11 protein-coding genes are annotated in these 16,965 nt (G+C 39.0%); 10 read left to right on the top strand and 1 reads right to left on the bottom strand.

Annotation, left to right across the window (positions count from 1 at the left end):
* Positions 1 to 2: 2 nt before the first annotated feature.
* The 5 genes from ppdK to ACIQAA_RS26905 all read left to right on the top strand — a co-directional run bounded on the left by ppdK (position 3) and on the right by ACIQAA_RS26905 (position 7,089).
* Entirely contained in the window at positions 3 to 2,672 is a 2,670-nt protein-coding gene (gene ppdK / locus ACIQAA_RS26925) for a pyruvate, phosphate dikinase (protein WP_402626040.1), read from the top strand.
* Between the two features lie 340 nt (positions 2,673 to 3,012).
* A complete protein-coding gene (locus tag ACIQAA_RS26920) occupies positions 3,013 to 4,455 on the top strand; it encodes a sensor histidine kinase (RefSeq protein WP_402625913.1) in 1,443 nt (480 codons plus the stop codon).
* 2 nt (positions 4,456 to 4,457) lie between these two features.
* Positions 4,458 to 5,144, top strand: a complete 687-nt coding sequence (locus ACIQAA_RS26915) for a response regulator transcription factor (protein WP_402625911.1) — start codon at positions 4,458 to 4,460, stop codon at positions 5,142 to 5,144.
* Positions 5,145 to 5,339: 195 nt separating this feature from the next.
* A complete protein-coding gene (locus ACIQAA_RS26910; RefSeq protein WP_402625909.1) occupies positions 5,340 to 6,053 on the top strand; it encodes an ankyrin repeat domain-containing protein in 714 nt (237 codons plus the stop codon).
* Positions 6,054 to 6,126: 73 nt separating this feature from the next.
* Positions 6,127 to 7,089: a DUF4822 domain-containing protein gene (locus tag ACIQAA_RS26905; RefSeq protein WP_402625908.1), complete on the top strand. Its 963-nt coding sequence runs from the start codon at positions 6,127 to 6,129 to the stop codon at positions 7,087 to 7,089.
* 65 nt (positions 7,090 to 7,154) lie between these two features.
* Here the strand turns inward: ACIQAA_RS26905 and ACIQAA_RS26900 are convergent, their stop codons facing one another.
* Positions 7,155 to 8,564 (bottom strand): PQQ-dependent sugar dehydrogenase, encoded by a 1,410-nt coding sequence (locus ACIQAA_RS26900; protein WP_402625906.1) that lies wholly within the window; start codon positions 8,562 to 8,564, stop codon positions 7,155 to 7,157.
* 138 nt (positions 8,565 to 8,702) lie between these two features.
* Between ACIQAA_RS26900 and ACIQAA_RS26895 the strand changes: the two genes are divergently transcribed.
* From ACIQAA_RS26895 to ACIQAA_RS26875, 5 genes are all read left to right on the top strand, one after another.
* Positions 8,703 to 8,894, top strand: coding sequence for a YbxH family protein (locus ACIQAA_RS26895; protein ID WP_402625905.1), 192 nt, complete (start codon positions 8,703 to 8,705; stop codon positions 8,892 to 8,894).
* A 74-nt stretch (positions 8,895 to 8,968) separates the two neighbouring features.
* Complete coding sequence (locus tag ACIQAA_RS26890; protein WP_402625903.1) at positions 8,969 to 11,545, top strand: helicase-related protein; 2,577 nt, start codon at positions 8,969 to 8,971, stop codon at positions 11,543 to 11,545.
* 125 nt (positions 11,546 to 11,670) lie between these two features.
* Positions 11,671 to 12,714, top strand: coding sequence for a P-loop NTPase family protein (locus ACIQAA_RS26885; RefSeq protein ID WP_402625901.1), 1,044 nt, complete (start codon positions 11,671 to 11,673; stop codon positions 12,712 to 12,714).
* A gap of 270 nt (positions 12,715 to 12,984) precedes the next feature.
* On the top strand, positions 12,985 to 14,328 hold the full coding sequence (locus ACIQAA_RS26880; RefSeq protein ID WP_402625899.1) for a 3' terminal RNA ribose 2'-O-methyltransferase Hen1: 1,344 nt from the start codon (positions 12,985 to 12,987) through the stop codon (positions 14,326 to 14,328).
* Positions 14,328 to 16,928 (top strand): polynucleotide kinase-phosphatase, encoded by a 2,601-nt coding sequence (locus ACIQAA_RS26875; protein WP_402625897.1) that lies wholly within the window; start codon positions 14,328 to 14,330, stop codon positions 16,926 to 16,928. The genes ACIQAA_RS26880 and ACIQAA_RS26875 overlap by 1 nt, the downstream gene beginning before the upstream one ends.
* The last annotated feature ends 37 nt before the right edge of the window (positions 16,929 to 16,965 follow it).

Raw genomic sequence — 16,965 nt, 5'->3', positions numbered from 1 at the left:
TGATGGAAAAATTCGTTTACTTGTTTCATGAAGGAAATGGAAATATGAAGGAAACGCTTGGAGGAAAAGGGGCAAACTTAGCCGAAATGACACGTATCGGCTTACCAGTACCTTATGGTTTTACGATTTCAACTCAAGCATGCAATGCTTATTATGAAGCAGGAAAAACAATTCCATCGCTTGTTGAGAGTCAAGTATTAGGAGCTTTAAGCAGCCTAGAAGAGAAAATGGGGAAAAAGCTGGGTGATCCGGAAAATCCGCTGCTTGTTTCTGTTCGCTCTGGTTCAGTATTTTCAATGCCAGGGATGATGGATACAGTCTTGAACTTAGGCATGAATGATGAAACCGTAATCGGTATGGGGAAATTAACGAATAATCCTCGATTTGCCTATGACTCTTACCGACGTTTCATCCAAATGTTCAGTAATGTTGTCCTGGATATTAATACGTTTTATTTCGAACAATTATTAGAAGAAACACGCGAGCATAAAGGCTATAGTGCTGACCCGGAAATGACTGCTGAAGACTGGAAAGAAGTCATTGAGGGGTACAAAGGAATTGTTAAAAAGCATACTAGAAAAGAATTTCCGCAGGATCCAAAGGAACAGCTATTTCTTGCGATTAATGCGGTGTTTGATTCTTGGAATAATCAGCGTGCCATCGTCTACCGCCGCTTAAATAAAATTCCTGATCACCTAGGAACTGCAGTAAATATTCAAAGTATGGTGTTTGGAAACATGGGTAATGATTCAGGTACAGGTGTAGCCTTTACTCGAAATCCTTCAACAGGTGAGCATGTCCTTTACGGAGAGTACTTAATTAATGCCCAGGGGGAAGATGTGGTAGCAGGAATTCGTACACCACAGCCAATTCAGACATTAAAGGATGAAATGCCATCTGTTTACAAGCAATTTGCTGACACATGCAAACGTCTTGAGCAGCATTATAAAGAAATGCAGGACATTGAATTCACAGTAGAACGTGGTCAATTGTTTATTCTTCAAACCCGTCATGGAAAGCGGACTGCACAAGCTGCCATTCGAATTGCCGTAGAAATGGTTGAAGAAGGAATCATTGATAAAAAGACTGCCTTGCTACGTGTCGACCCAGACCAACTTAATCAGCTTCTTCATCGCAGAATTGATGATAAATATCAGCGTACGCTATTGGCAAAAGGTCTTCCGGCATCACCTGGTGCAGCAACTGGTCAAGTCGTGTTTGATGCAGATGAAGCAGAGGAACTCGGGAATGCTGGTAAAAAAGTCATTCTTGTTCGTCCAGAAACCACTCCTGATGACATTCACGGAATTGTAGCAGCGCAGGCAATCGTGACCAGCCGCGGCGGTATGACAAGTCACGCTGCAGTGGTTGCTCGTGGTATGGGTAAAGCGTGTATTTGCGGATGTGACGCACTGAAGATTGATGTAAAAGCAAAACATTTTACGGTTGATGAGAAGGTTATCAACTATGGAGATATCATCACCATTGATGGTTCAACAGGTGAAATCATGCTTGGCGAAATTCCAATGATTGAACCGCAGCTTTCCGATGAATTCCAGCTTTTACTTGCATGGGCTGACCAAGAAAGGAAGATTGGGGTTCGTGCCAATGCCGATAATCCAGAGGACGCACAAAAAGCCTTTGAATTCGGTGCAGGTGGAATTGGATTATGCCGTACGGAACATATGTTTATGGATTTAAAACGGATTCCAATCGTTCAAAAAATGATCTTAGCTGAAGCATTCAAAGAGCGAATGGAAGCTCTTGATGAACTGCTTCCAATGCAGCAAGGCGATTTTGAAGGGATATTTGAGGCTATGCAAGGATTCCCAGTAACGATTCGTTTGTTAGACCCGCCATTACATGAGTTTTTACCAGATAAGGAAGAGCTGTTAGTCGAGGTAACGAAGCTGCAAATACTCGACCCTGCTTCACCTGAACTCAAAAAGAAAGAGCTGCTATTGAAAAAGGTTCGCCAATTAGATGAATTCAACCCAATGCTTGGACACCGCGGATGCCGTCTCGGGATGGTTTATCCAGAAATTTATGAAATGCAGGCAAAGGCGATATTCTATGCTGCAGCTAAGCTTGCTGACAAAGGCATGGAAGTTCAGCCAGAAATCATGATTCCACTGGTTGGTCATGTAAATGAGTTGAAAGAAATGCGCCAGCTTGTAATCGATGCGGCTTTAAAGGTGCAGGAAGAAACAGGGAAGCAATTTGAATATACAATTGGAACGATGATTGAAATTCCGCGTGCGGCGCTAACCGCTGATCAAATTGCTGAAGAAGCTGATTTCTTCTCATTTGGTACAAACGATTTAACACAAACAACATTCGGATATAGCCGTGATGATGCAGAAGGCAAGTTCCTTCAGAATTATATCGAAAATAAGGTACTGCCTGAAAATCCATTTGCAGTCCTTGATCAAGATGGTGTTGGAAGGTTAGTAGAAATGGGAGTTAAACTTGGCCGTGGAACAAAGCCTGCATTGAAAACAGGAATTTGTGGGGAGCATGGCGGAGAAAAAACATCGATTGATTTCTGTTACAAAACAGGACTAGATTATGTAAGCTGTTCGCCATACCGTGTGCCGTTAGCAAGATTAGCGGCTGCACAAGCAACAATTCGTCATGAATCCAATAAAAAGGAAGTTTATACAACAGCTTAACTCTTTCAATAGGACGTGGATAACGGCACCGTTCCCAATGTAAACAATTAAAAAAATCACTAAAATGACTATCAAATTTAAAGTTAATTTGATAGTCATTTTTTATTGATAAAGATAAATTTTTCAGAATAGTACTCTAATTTAAAGGATTTGTTGTGGTTCATTAAAAGGTGACAGGCACCATTTATGCAAAAAACACTGTTTATGCAGCGTTTTTTGTATTTTTTTCTAATCTGTTTTTAGATTTTTTCTTTATTTTTTCGAAATTTTTAAGAATTGTATGATATGGTTCAATTATCTCGATGGAAATTTAGCGAAAGTGGTGGATTGGAGGTGAAGTATGTCCATTAAAATGAGGTTTCTGTTGTCCTACGTGGGGGTAATTGTGTTTTCAATCTCTTTATTTTTAGCCGCTGGTTATTTGCTTCTTTTTACGATAACGGGCGATGTAAATTCGATAGCCAACTTTTATAAGAAATCATATCTTCAAAAACCTTTGACTCCAGTTGAGGAAAGTGTGTTTCTTGATTTAAAACTTTTAGCAAAAAATAAACCTGAGCAGCTATTAAATAAAGAACAACTGAAGAAGCTTGAACAGCAAGACATCAAAATTGTCGTTAGAAAAGATAACAACATTGAGTATGCGACTTCTACATTAGATCTGCAGGCATTGGTTACATCACTTCCTAAGTTTGAAGAAACGAATATAAACACTCGGGATTCCATTAAACTCAATGACTTCTATTTTACCTATGTGAAGTTTGATTTTTATTTTACGGACAAAAGCAAAGGAAGTATTTTTGTATTAAGGAAGGTAAGCTCGAATACTCAATTGATTCAAGAACTATTTCCCATTTTACTATGTCTTTTACTACTTCTATTTATTATGATTATTGGGTTATTAAACTATTTAGTGTCAAGAAGCATTATCAAGCCAATCTCCATTCTAAAAGAGGGTGCAGAACGAATTAAATCGGGTGATTTACATTTTGAAATCAAAATAACTTCCAATGATGAAATCGGACAATTAAATAAAACGTTTGAGGAAATGAGACTAAAACTAAAGGAGTCGATCACCCTCCAACTTCAATATGAGGAAAATCGAAAAGAACTTCTTTCAAATATTTCACATGATTTAAAAACACCTATTACTTCGATTATCGGTTATGTGGAGGGAATAAAAGACGGTGTAGCAAATACCCAAGAGAAAATGGAGAAGTATTTAACCACCATTCATGTCAAAGCAAGGGATATGGATTCTTTAATCGATGAACTGTTTTTATTTTCAAAACTGGATTTAAAGAAAGAGTCCTTCACTTTCGAAACGATTGAACTAGTTGAATACATGCGCGATTTTGTAGAAAAACTTCATCTAGATTTAGTGCAAAAAGGGATACAGATTCACCACCATTCACCAAATAAACCGATATACGTGACCGCTGACCGTGAGAAGTTAAAACGTGTTTTAGTAAATCTCATTAACAATTGTGTTAAGTATATGAATAAAAGTGATCAGTATATTTCAATTCAACTGCATGAAGGTCCTTTTGATGCCGTTGTAGAAGTAACGGACAATGGCTATGGGATAGAACCTTCTGCGTTGCCGTTCATATTTAATCGTTTTTACCGGGCAGAAAAGTCTAGAAATTCCCGGACTGGTGGAAGTGGATTAGGACTAGCCATTGCCAAACACATCATTGAAGAGCACGAAGGGGAGATTTGGGCAACAAGTGAGAAAGGCAAAGGTACAAGTGTTTTCTTTTCTTTGAAGAAAGGTGTGTAAAGATGAAAAAGATATTATTGGTGGAAGATGAAGTAAGTATCGCAGAGTTACAAAGAGATTATTTAGAGATTCATCAGTTTCATGTAGATGTTGAACATTCTGGTGATTCAGGACTCCAAATGGCACTTGAAAATGATTATGATTTGATTATTTTAGACATCATGCTCCCTGGAGTAAATGGGTTTGATATATGCAAACAAGTTCGTCAAGTTAAAAATATCCCGATTCTGTTTGTTTCCGCTAAGAAAGAAGATATCGATAAAATTCGAGGTCTCGGTTTAGGAGCAGATGATTATATTACCAAGCCTTTTAGTCCAAGTGAGTTGGTCGCCAGGGTGAAAGCACACATAGAGCGATATGAACGACTAGCAGGAAGTCAAACAAAATCAAATATGATTAAGGTTAAAGAGATTACGATTGATAAGTCTGCACGTAAGGTCTATCTGAACGGCGAGGAGACCTCGTTCACAACAAAGGAATTTGATTTGTTGGTATTTCTTGTGAATCACCCGAATCAAGTCTTGAACAAAGAGCAGCTATATGAACATATTTGGGGCTATGAAATGGCAGCAGATGTTTCAACTGTGACCGTCCATATCAGAAAAATACGCGGTAAAATTGAAAAGGATCCTGCCCATCCGAAATATTTGGAAACGGTTTGGGGAGCAGGCTATCGATTCAATGTTTAAACTAAATAATATAAATACAATCCATCACGTAAAGTGGCGGATCTTTTTTTATAAACATAAAGAAATTTTCTGAAAAAGTTTATCTTTTTTTAAGGAATTCTTTCGAGGGAGTTTAAAATTACGGAGTAACATAAATATATGGTCAAATCAATGAGGGAGGATAGCAAATAGAAAATACCGATAGGCGGTGAAATCATGTGGAGGCGCCAAATTATAGTCATTGGAACTATATTCATTCTTCATGGATGTGTCTCAGTTAATGATAGTGATTCAAATAAACAGGAGAATGAAATAAAAGTAGAAATTGATGTGGAGCAACAACTGATTCAAGCAGTAAAAGGCAAAGATGCGGATACCGTAAGAAGATTGATTGAGGAAGGTGTCGATATAAATACACAGGACTCAGAAGGGCGAACTTCCACAATGATTGCGACATACAACAACGATACAGAGACTGCACAAATACTTATTGAAGCGGGAGCAGATGTCAATATCCAGGATGAAAAAGAAAATAACCCCTTCCTGTATGCTGGTGCTGAAGGGTATAGTGAAATTCTAAAACTTACGATTAGAGCTGGTGCCGACCCATCTATAACCAACAGGTATGGAGGAACTGCTTTAATCCCTGCCTCAGAACATGGATATGTAGATATTATTAAAGAACTTCTTACCAATACTAATATCGATATAAATCATATAAATGATCTCGGCTGGACAGCTTTACTAGAAGCTATAATTTTGAATAATGGCGATGAAAAGCAGCAGCAAACAGTGCAATTGTTAATCGATCATGGAGCAGATGTGAATATTCCCGATCATAATAATGTAACCCCTTTACAGCATGCACGACAGAAAGGTTTTAAAGAGATTGAAAATATATTGTTAAAAGCACAGAGGAAAAATAACTAGGTCCTGTAAAGAACCTGTCAATAAACAAAACTATGGAATTGACACCAACATAATGAAATGAGGAGACAACAAAATGAACAAAAAAGCAAAAATGTTACCATCTATTCTTCTTGGGTTAACTATAGTTATTTCAGGATGCAGCACAATCACCCAAGCACAAACAAATGACCAAAAACAAGAACAAACTGAAAAAAAGGGAAATAAACAACATAAGGAAGCCAAAGGACAGGAATTGGCTAATATTCTTAGCAGCACAAATTGGCAAGGCACCAAAGTATATGATAAGGAAAAAAATGACTTAACAAAGGAGAATGCAAACTTTATTGGTCTTGCAAAATATGATGATGAAACCGCGAGATATGAATTTTTTGACAAAAACACAAAAAAGAGCCGCGGTGACAAAGGAACGTTCTTTATCACCAACGATGGAAAGATCAGAGTATTAATATCTGAATCAATGGGTTACCAAGCTGTTGTTGAAATAACAAAACTCAATAAAGACATATTTACTTATAAGAGAATGGGAAAAGATGCAGATGGTAACGATGTAGAGGTTTTTGTTGATCATATTCCATATAAAGAAACAAATCTATCTTTTACGGATCCAGATAAGAACTTGGTAACCAAAACTGGAGAAATTGTTACAGATAAGGATGGAGATAAAATTTTATCAGATACCCTTTGGCAAGGGACTGTGGCATTAGATGAAAACGGCAACGATGTATCGGCCTATAACACAAATTTTCTAGGGCTTGCGAAATATGATTTTAAGACAAATAAATATGAATTTTTTGATGCGAAAACAGGAGCAAGCCGTGGTGATTACGGGTATTACGATGTAGTCCACGGGAATAAGATAAGAGCACATGTTTCATTAGGAATGAAGTACGGCGCAGTTCTTGAACTTACAGAGCTGAATGAAAAGAAATTCACTTATAAAAGAATCGGTAAAGATAAAGATGGTAAAAACATAACGATAACGGTTGAACATGTCCCATATAAAGGTGATTTCAAGTTAAAATTGACTGAATTTTAAATACAACTTGGCGCATAGCCAGGAAGGGAATGGATTTACTCCACTCCCTTTTTTATTTGGAAAAATTAAGGAATAATTTCAAATACAGTACCCTGGTTCAAATCAGTCACCCTCATCGATCCATAAACCCCTAAATATAGTCTGTTTTGATCCAGATTACTTCCCAAACTAACATAATAAGCGGCTTGTGGCCCAAAATTATAATCGGTTTTAATCACACTAAAATCATTTTGTTTCCCATCCTGTCTTACTTGGGTGTAAGCTAATGCCCCTCTAGACTGAGGTTGAGATTCTTTCCGGGAAAGATCGGTAAACAGAACGCTTCCCGTTAAAGCGGGAATTGCATGCCCCATGTAGGCTTGGACTCCTGTAAGTGCCGTCCCACTAAACTTATCGGGGCGTGGATCTCTATGATAATAACTAGTCAAAGGATGAAGACGTCGCACTGAAGTGTTTATAGCTTCATTGTAAAAAGCGATGTTTTTCTCATCTAAAGTTGGATTTACGGAGCATCCCCTCATCATCGATGTAGGAAAAGCACCTTCCCACCCCCGCCAGCCAAAATTAATAAATCCTTCTTGGTCAAGGTCAACATTCATTGAAGCGGCTTGTACAAGCTGAGTAACTGGAATGGGTTTATAATGAAAGAATGAAAAAATTGCCTCTTCCAAATCCTGTCCGACATTCCCCACGTATTTAACATACTGATGATGAAACTTTTGATAGGATATGCCTGAAATATTGCGAACTCCTTTGGCCATTACACTAAGCGTTTCCTGAATAGGTACAGGAAGTTCAGTAAAACGTGTAACCACGGGTGGAGTAGAGATAAAAGTATTCTTAGCTACATCTATTTCAATGATCTTACCGGCAATTTCCAGATTATCCTGACTTAAATTAAATGGATCATAGCCTGATCCGCCATCCCCGGTTGTTAGAACAAGTTTTCCTGTTTCAGGTGAAAAGTTTAAGCTATTGACACCATTATGATTTGAAAAGGGTCTTCTTAAATTAAGTAATGTCCGTCGTTTTTGGGGTTGACCATTTGATTGTAAAATCCATTCTTCCACTGTATCAATGTGATCATAGTAAGTTTCTCTGTTATCCCACCTTAGAGCTAACGTTCTAGGGTCACATGGGTTAGGTTGAAACGATTCAGGCTGCGCACCTGGACCTTGTGTTCCGGCTGCGGAATAATGTAGATAAAACAGACCATTATAATAAAATTGGGGATGAAACGCCAGTCCAAGCAATCCACGTTCATCATAACCACCAGACGCACCAAGTCTTATAATCCGCGAGCGAATATCAAAAAAAGTCCTAATACCACCATTACTTATAAAAAAGATCTCTCCGACCTGGGTTGCAATGAATAACCTTTCAACTGAGTCGCCCGGAAGGATAGCTGTTTTCAATACAGTGGGTAAATTTATCTTGCTGACAATGGGCCGTAAACGAACATTTACGTTAATCACCTAACTTCCCACTCCTTCTAATTGTTTTCTCCTATGAGAATATGATTAGAGCTGTTCTCTTAGTACCGTTCTGTTTTTGGGAGATAAACCGTAGCATAATAGTAAATACTAAAAAAAATTTTAAAAAAGGGGATTATCATGGGAGCCATTGAACGAAACGGATATCGCTTTGTACCAGAATATAGTGTCAGCCACCAAAATGGGGCCATTCATGTTTACAACAAGAATCGATTCATTGAAGAAATCAAATTTGAATTTTCAGGGGATTTTCCTGAACTAGATCAGATAGAGGATTTAGTCGACCAATATTGCAATAAACGAGAAATTTAGATTCCGAATATTTGTTCGGTTTCTGATTTAGTGATAAACTAAAAATACCAAATACTGATAAAGGAGGGAAGATGTTGAATAAATTAACTGATATTTACCCTCAAGCGATTGAGCATACAAAGAAAAAAGTCATCGAAGATATGAATTATTACTTAGAATCGAAAGAAAGTCTCCCTACTTTTACCCAATATTTACATGATCGTGGGCATTATCTTGAGCAGATTTGGATCAATGTCTGGCTAAATAAGGTCACCAATGATGTCCCGAAGAATGAGAAAAAAGAATTTTTGCGGGATAAAGGGTTTGAAGTGCAAGGAGTGGACCGCAAGATTATTAATAAGCTTTTTCGAGATGAAATGAGAGAGTATCAGCCCTTTCATGTGCAGGAGTGGACGAAAGAAACTTTCACCGGAAAAGATGAAGAATGGGAACAAAGATATCACAAAGCAAAAGCAGATTTTATAAAAAGAAAAGAAGCAAACCGCTTGGCCGAAATGCGTCATAAACTTGCCGAAAAAATTGAAGAAATGGCAGCGGATATGCTTGAGAAAGATTATCCTGAGCTTTATCTCTATGTTCGTCATTTTACAGCTAAACAATTAACTGCGGATATAAAGAACAATGTGAAATTTCAAAATATCGATACCTTTGCACTAGAAGAAAAATTAGTGGATGAAGGTCATTTTAATCCGGATTCGTACACAACGGTGGCAAAATTTTTTGAGGAATTAACTGGTGATATTCATAAGACGGTTCACTGGGGACGGAGTTTGTATGAATATCAAACGTATTTTTTTGTCTATGAAAGCTTAATTTCTGATTACCTGTCAGAGCTGATTCCGCATAGGGTTCTGGAAAAACTCCCGCAGGAGATGAAAGAACAGTTTCAAGAAGCCTTTGGTGAAAAACTAACTCCTGCCTACATAAAGGGGAGCATGACGCAACTTTTGTATGAGGTCGAAGATTATTTTATTGAAGATATTCAAGAGGAATATCTTTCGGATTTATTGAAAATTGCAGAACTTCCATTTGACCTTACCGTTCATCAACAAATTTTTGAAAAGGACCATTCCAAAAGAGAACGCAAAAAGGCGGAGGAAGAAGCGGAATTACAACGAAAACGTGAAGAAGAAGAACGAATGATGGAGGATATTTTCGGTCAGGAGTACAACCCATCGCTTGGTCGAAGGGTTCGTTACATTCTTCATATTGGCGAAACCAACACGGGAAAAACTCATCATGCACTTGAGCAAATGAAACAGGCAAACAGCGGTTTGTATCTAGCTCCATTAAGATTATTGGCGCTTGAGGTTTATGATAAATTAAATGCTGAAGGAACACCATGCTCGCTAAAAACGGGTGAAGAAGAAAAAATCGTAGCAGGTGCTAACCATTTTTCCTGCACGGTGGAAATGTTTCATGAAAAGGAAAGCTATGATATTGTCGTCATTGACGAAGCACAAATGATTACCGATAAGGACCGAGGCTTCTCATGGTACAAAGCGATCACAAAAGCAAACGCACATGAAGTCCATATTATCGGAAGCAGGAATTCAAAACCGATGCTGCTGCAGCTGTTAGGAGAATCGGACATTGAGATCCACGAATACAGCCGGGATACCCCTCTAGAAGTGGAATCGAAAGAATTCCATATTAAACATGTGAAAAAAGGGGATGCGCTGATTTGTTTTTCAAGAAGGCGGGTGCTTGAAACAGCTTCTAGACTTCAAAGTGATGGCCATTCTGTCAGCATGATTTACGGCAGCATGCCGCCAGAAACAAGAAAAAAGCAAATTGAGCAATTTAACAACGGAAAAACTAAGGTCATTGTCGCCACGGATGCGATTGGAATGGGCTTGAATTTGCCAATTCGCCGGATTGTGTTCTTAGAAAATGAGAAATTTGATGGAACAAGAAGGCGGTTGTTAGCTTCGCAGGAAGTAAAACAAATTGCCGGAAGAGCAGGTCGTAAAGGGATCTATGATGTGGGAAAGGTCGCATTTACGAAGGACATTCGGTTGATGAGGAGATTGCTTAATCAAGAGGATGAACCCGTTCATACATTTGCCATCGCACCAACCAACTCGGTGTTCGAGCGGTTCCAACGGTATTATCGTGATTTAGGAACATTCTTTGAGCTTTGGGGGAAATTTAAAAGCCCTCCAGGAACGAAGAAAGCTTCATTAGCTGAGGAGAGGTCACTTTACAATCTGATTGCAGGGACGGAAATTGAAGCTCGATTGCCTTTAATGGACCTATATGGGTTTTTACACCTTCCTTTTTCAAAAAATGAACCGACGTTAACACGACAATGGGAAGATACGATGTATTCGATTATCCAGGGTACGCCTTTACCGGAACCGCCATACAAGGAACGAAGTTTAGAGGATCTCGAATTAGCCTATAAAGCACTTGGCTTGCATTTGCTCTTTTTATATCGATTAGGCGAGCGCACGGAGGCGATTTATTGGGAGCGGCTGCGTGAAGAAATGAGTGACAAGGTTCAAGATAAATTAAAAACGGATATTCGAAAATTCGTAAAAAAATGTAGAAACTGTGGGAAGAACCTCCCTTGGGATCACTCGTTTCCAACGTGTGATGCCTGCCATAGTGCTAAATTTAAAAGAACTCGCTATGGAGATGAATTTTGACGGTATGAATTATAATCATATCGTCTTTTTTTACGTTCGAGAGAAAAATAATTACTTTTAAGCGTAATTTGATGTTGCGTTTCAGAGTAACATGTTTTACTATATAAAGTAAGGGGGTGAAAATAATGGAAAATATAAGATTGAATGTTCCATTATTACGAAGAAGAGTGCCCAATCTTACCAGTGCCGCAAAGGAAGTAGGATTAAGGCCAGCGACCGTATCTAATTTATGCACAGGGAAAATTCCAGTAGGACGCTCTGAAGTTCGTACCATCGTAGCTTTAGCAGAACTAGCACAATGTAGTCTAGATGAATTGATTTTAAGAGGGGAGAATGTAGAGATGATTGAAACGAAAATTAAAACATTAGATTTGTTTGCGCCAATCGTGAAGGGAGGCACCATTGGGCTTGTTGCTCGACCTGGGATGGGTCAATTGGTAGTGTTAGCGGAGTTATTTTACCGTTTTAAAAGAGAGGGTTATGCAACGGTATTATTAAAACCAGAAAATGATCACCCGGAGTTAGCGGAAATTCTAGACGATACAGAGATTGTAGCGGAGTCCATTGAAAAGGCTTTTGTTGAAATGTCAAAAGCAGGAAAAAATAAAGAGATTATTTTTGTTGCAGACCGTTCACATGTTTTAACAGGGGAAATCTACGAGCTTCAAGAAAAATTACAAGATGTCGATATTAAGTCTGTTACAACCTTTTTACTAGATTTAAAAGGCGCTTCAGTGGATGAAGACCTTCCATATGGACCGCTTGAAACATTATGGCAGTTTGATATGGATCTGGCAGCAAGACATCGATTCCCAGCGGTAAACCCAATCTACTCTACATCTTCCGTATTGGAAGGCGCACATCTAGACCAAAACCACCTTTCCATCCAACAAAAAGCACAAAAACTATTACGCCGCTACCGTGAACTACGATCACTCGTAAATGTGAAGGGAATTAATGGTATACCTGCTTCAGAAATAGAGACTTATCATCGGGGCGAACGTTTGGAGGCATATTTGACACAGCCATTCTATGTCGCAGAAGCGTTTACCGGTATTAAAGGAGCAGAAGTTAGTCTCAAGGATACATTAAATGACGTTAAGAAAATTTTAGATGGTGTTGTTGATTCCAAGGATATCGCATCACTGAATTTCATCGGTACGATTTAATTCTTTGTACTGGAGTGACTGAGATCTTAAATAAAAAGGTGTTTCGGTCGTTGCAGGCGGTCTGTATTGACCGAAATGTATAATATAGACCTTGCACGGTCATTGCACATAACATAAAGCTCATCAAAATTTCATTTTTACAACAAAGGGATGTAACCAAATACAGGTACGTCCCTTTAAATTTTATCTACAATCATTTCTAAAATATCCATTTTTATGAAATGATAATAGGTAGTAGAAAATAGTTCATAGGAAAGTGAAGTGTAATGTATGCAGCTGTCATTAACGGTAAGGGGATCGGGGGCGGATGTGGTCTCCTATCTTATCGCGAAGAACCCGAATAACCCGTATGAGCGGGATGAGAAAGGCTTCAAGGTTCGCCTCGTTTATCCTATTTTTACAAAAGATGAAGTTCAGTTCGTCATTTATGTAAAGCCCGACCCGATTGATCTGGTGCGAAACTCATCAGATTTATTTGATATTACACATTACATAAATGACCGCGAGTTTGCTGTCAGCAGTCTTTTTATCACCACCATACGCAAGGCTCTAGGTACTGCTTTAAATGGCAAACCAGATGAAGAATACCTGCAATGGGTGGGTCACGAATTCGATATGGAGCTTGCATTTGGTCCGGTTGCAACGGATTTGCGGGATGAAGAGATTGCTGATTTGTTTGAACCTATCGGGTACAAGGTCGGAGTTGAGCGTGGAGTCAGCACCATTCGGGAAAAGAGCTCAGCTCGGTTTGTCACACTATCTGGGAGCCAGAGCGTTCAGAATGCATTAAAGCATGTATCGATACTCATACCCGTCATCGATAACTATAAGCATTATTTTTTAGATGAAAGAGAAATTGAAAAACTCGATCGGTACGGAGAAGGATGGCTGGAAAACCATCCATTAAAGCAACTGATTGTAAAACGAGCACTCCGTTTTAATGCGCTCATTTCTCAATCAAAATACTACGAAAAGAAGCCGCACATCCGTAATCAGGTTGAGAGCCAAAAGGTTCGATTAAATGATCTCCGCTATGAACATATATTGAACTATATAAAAACGCTGCCCCACAAAGAAACCATTGTGGACCTAGGTGCTGGGGAAGGCCGTCTCTCAGTCCAGCTTGGTTTTGTTGAAGGAGTTCAAGAAATTCTATCGATAGAGCCTTCGAATAAAGCCCGAATTAAGGCGATTGAAAGATTTGAGCAAGTGATTAAAACAGAAGGATATGTCAAGCCACAGTCCTTGCCGGGATCATTATTTTATTACGATAGCCGATTGCAAAACAAAGATATCATCATTTTATGTGAAGTGATTGAACATATCGAAGAGGACAGGCTCCCTAAAATTATCGAGACCATCTTGAATGATTATCGTCCCAAGACACTAATAGTGACAACGCCAAATCAGGAATACAATGTGCTTTATGAGATGGAAGAAGAAATGCGTCATGACGATCACCGTTTTGAATGGACGAGAACGCAATTTGCTGAGAATGTGAAAAGATGGTCTCAAAACTGTCCTTATCAAGTCAGTATACAAGGGATTGGTGAAGAGCATCCAACATTTGGTCATCCCACTCAAATGGCCATATTTCGAAGGGAGGAGGCATAATGACAACCATCCATTTACCTCATGCGGGAATAGTCCTGCTAGTTGGACCCTCTAATACAGGAAAAACAACATTGTTAAATCAATTAATACAAGAAGAGCAGATTCTTCCATCCGAAGTGGTCAGCTCTGATCAATTTCGCGTTCTAGTCAGCGACATTGAATTTATTAGCTGGAACGGACGTCCCAAAGACGAAAGCGACGCATTATTTTATGAATACCAGCAAATATCTGGTGCAGCATTTGAGGCCATGGATTACGTGATTTCAAAACGCTGCAAACTCAATAAGTTAACGTTTATCGACGCAACCCATTTACGTGAAGAAGAGCATGAAAAATACCTGCAAATGGGGAAGCAGTATCATGTTCCAGTAATCGCGGTCGTCTTGAATATTTCAGAAACGGAATTGATGAGACGGGATATGGAGCGGGCTTTTCCTCGAGGAAGAAACCGAATTAAGCAGCAGTATCAACATTTTAAAAATACACTTCGCTTCATTAAAAAGAAGCCATATCGCCGTGTTTACATGCTTGGAGAAGATGAACTTCAAGTAGTAAATGTTAGTCGTCTAGAAAACCCATTATATATTGATGTTGGGTCTGGAATTGATTTTATAGGGGATATTCACGGCTGTTTTGATGAATACCTTGAAATACTAAACAAACTTGGATACAAGGAAAACGATGAAGGGTATTACATCCATCCAGAAGGAAGGAAAATTCTTTCATTAGGAGATGGTTTGAGCCGGGGACCGAGGTCCATACAAACACTGCAATTTTTCCAAAAGCATGTTGCAGCAGGACTTGCCTATATGATTGACAGTAATCATGGCTGGAAAATTGCCCGCTGGCTTGACGGGAAAAATGTAAAGATGGCACACGGGGATGAAAATGTTGCTGCTGAATTTGAAGAATATGAGCGTAAATACGGCAGTGAGGCTGCCGAGAAGTTAAAGGAACAAATAAAAGAGTTACTCTTACAAGCGAAATCTCACTATATTATTCGAAAAAATGGGGTTAATGCAGTTGTAGCTGTTCATGCTGGAATTAAGGATCATTATATCGGAAAGCAGTCACCCCGGATTTCTGATTTTTGCCGGTATGGTGATAGTGAGGGGCTTGATGAGAATGGCAAGCCAATCCGAAAAGATTGGACCGTTTCTCATAAATCAAGTGAACTCATTCTTTGGGGACATGATCCAAAACCGCAGCCATTGCTGGTTAACAACACATTAAATATAGACCAAGGAGTGGTTTTCGGTGGCAGTTTAACGGCATACCGTTATCCAGAAAAACAATTTGTTTCGGTCAAGGCGAAACAGGATTATGCAAATGTTCCCGACAATCCATTGAAGGAATGGGAACTCAAGAGATTAGCAGCACCGAATATCATGAAATTTCTAGACGGTTATTCGGTGTTAACGGAACAGTATGGCGAAATTATGATCTATGACGATGGTGTAAAACCCGCTATAGATGACCTATCTCATAACACCTTGCCGCTTGAAGACATCGCCTATCTTCCTCCTACGATGAGTCCGACTCCAAAACCGTCTCGTCTGAAAGAATACCTCGAGCACCCGATGGAGGCGTTCGAATACTATCAAGGTAATGGGGTAGATACGATGGTCGTGGAAAAGAAACATATGGGCAGCAGGGGAATACTGTTTTTATTTAAAAATAAGGAAATTGCCAAGGAGTATGTTGGCAGGGAAACATTAGGAACCATTTATACCCGTACAGGAAGGGCATTTTTTCAAAAAGAACTGCAAGAACAAGTTGTCAGTCTCTTGAATGAGGATTTAGTAAAAAGCGGTTATTTCGAGAAATACAATACGGATTTTGTCTTGCTTGACGCAGAAATTCTTCCCTGGAATTTGAAGGCGAAAGACCTGATTTTAAACCAATATGCACATGTTGGGGAAATGGCGCAGCTTGACCGGCATAAATTAAAGGATTCACTACAGCAGGCACTTGATAGTGGGAAGGATGTTTTAAGCTGGGTTCAGGAAAATGATGTGGGGATTGAAAATACCCAAGTATTTAATGAGGTGTATCAGACATACTGCTGGGAAATAGAAGGATTGGAAGGAATCCAAATCGCACCATTCCACACATTAGCTCACAGCTCAGAAACATTTTTTGGTAAGCCACATACATGGCATATGGAGAAAAATAAAGAATTCAGCGGGATTTCTCGATTGTTCTTAGAAACAGAATACCGAATTGTAAATGATGAAGCCTCCATGAAAACGGCGATTGAGTGGTGGGAAGAAATGACGGAGGATGGGCATGAAGGATTTGTTGTGAAACCAGAATCGTATATAACACGCCATAAAGGTAAACTTTTGCAGCCTGCGATAAAAGTAAGGGGCCAAAAGTATTTGCATATCATTTATGGAATCGATTATCTGCTTCCAGAAAATTTATCTCGATTAAAGAAACGGAATGCAGGCAAGAAGCAGCGTAATGCTCTAAAGGAATTTGCTCTTGGTATCGAAGCTGTTAATCGATTTGTTAAAAGAGAGTCATTGGACCGTGTTCATGAATGTGTGTTAGGAATTCTAGCAATAGAAGCAGAACCAATTGATCCAAGATTATAGTTTGGGTAAACGAACTGGCTAGTCCCAGTTCGTTTTT

Source organism: Neobacillus sp. NPDC093182 (assembly GCF_044754045.1).
The sequence above is the reverse complement of the archived record's forward strand: the minus strand, read 5'-3'. Positions and strand labels throughout refer to the sequence as shown.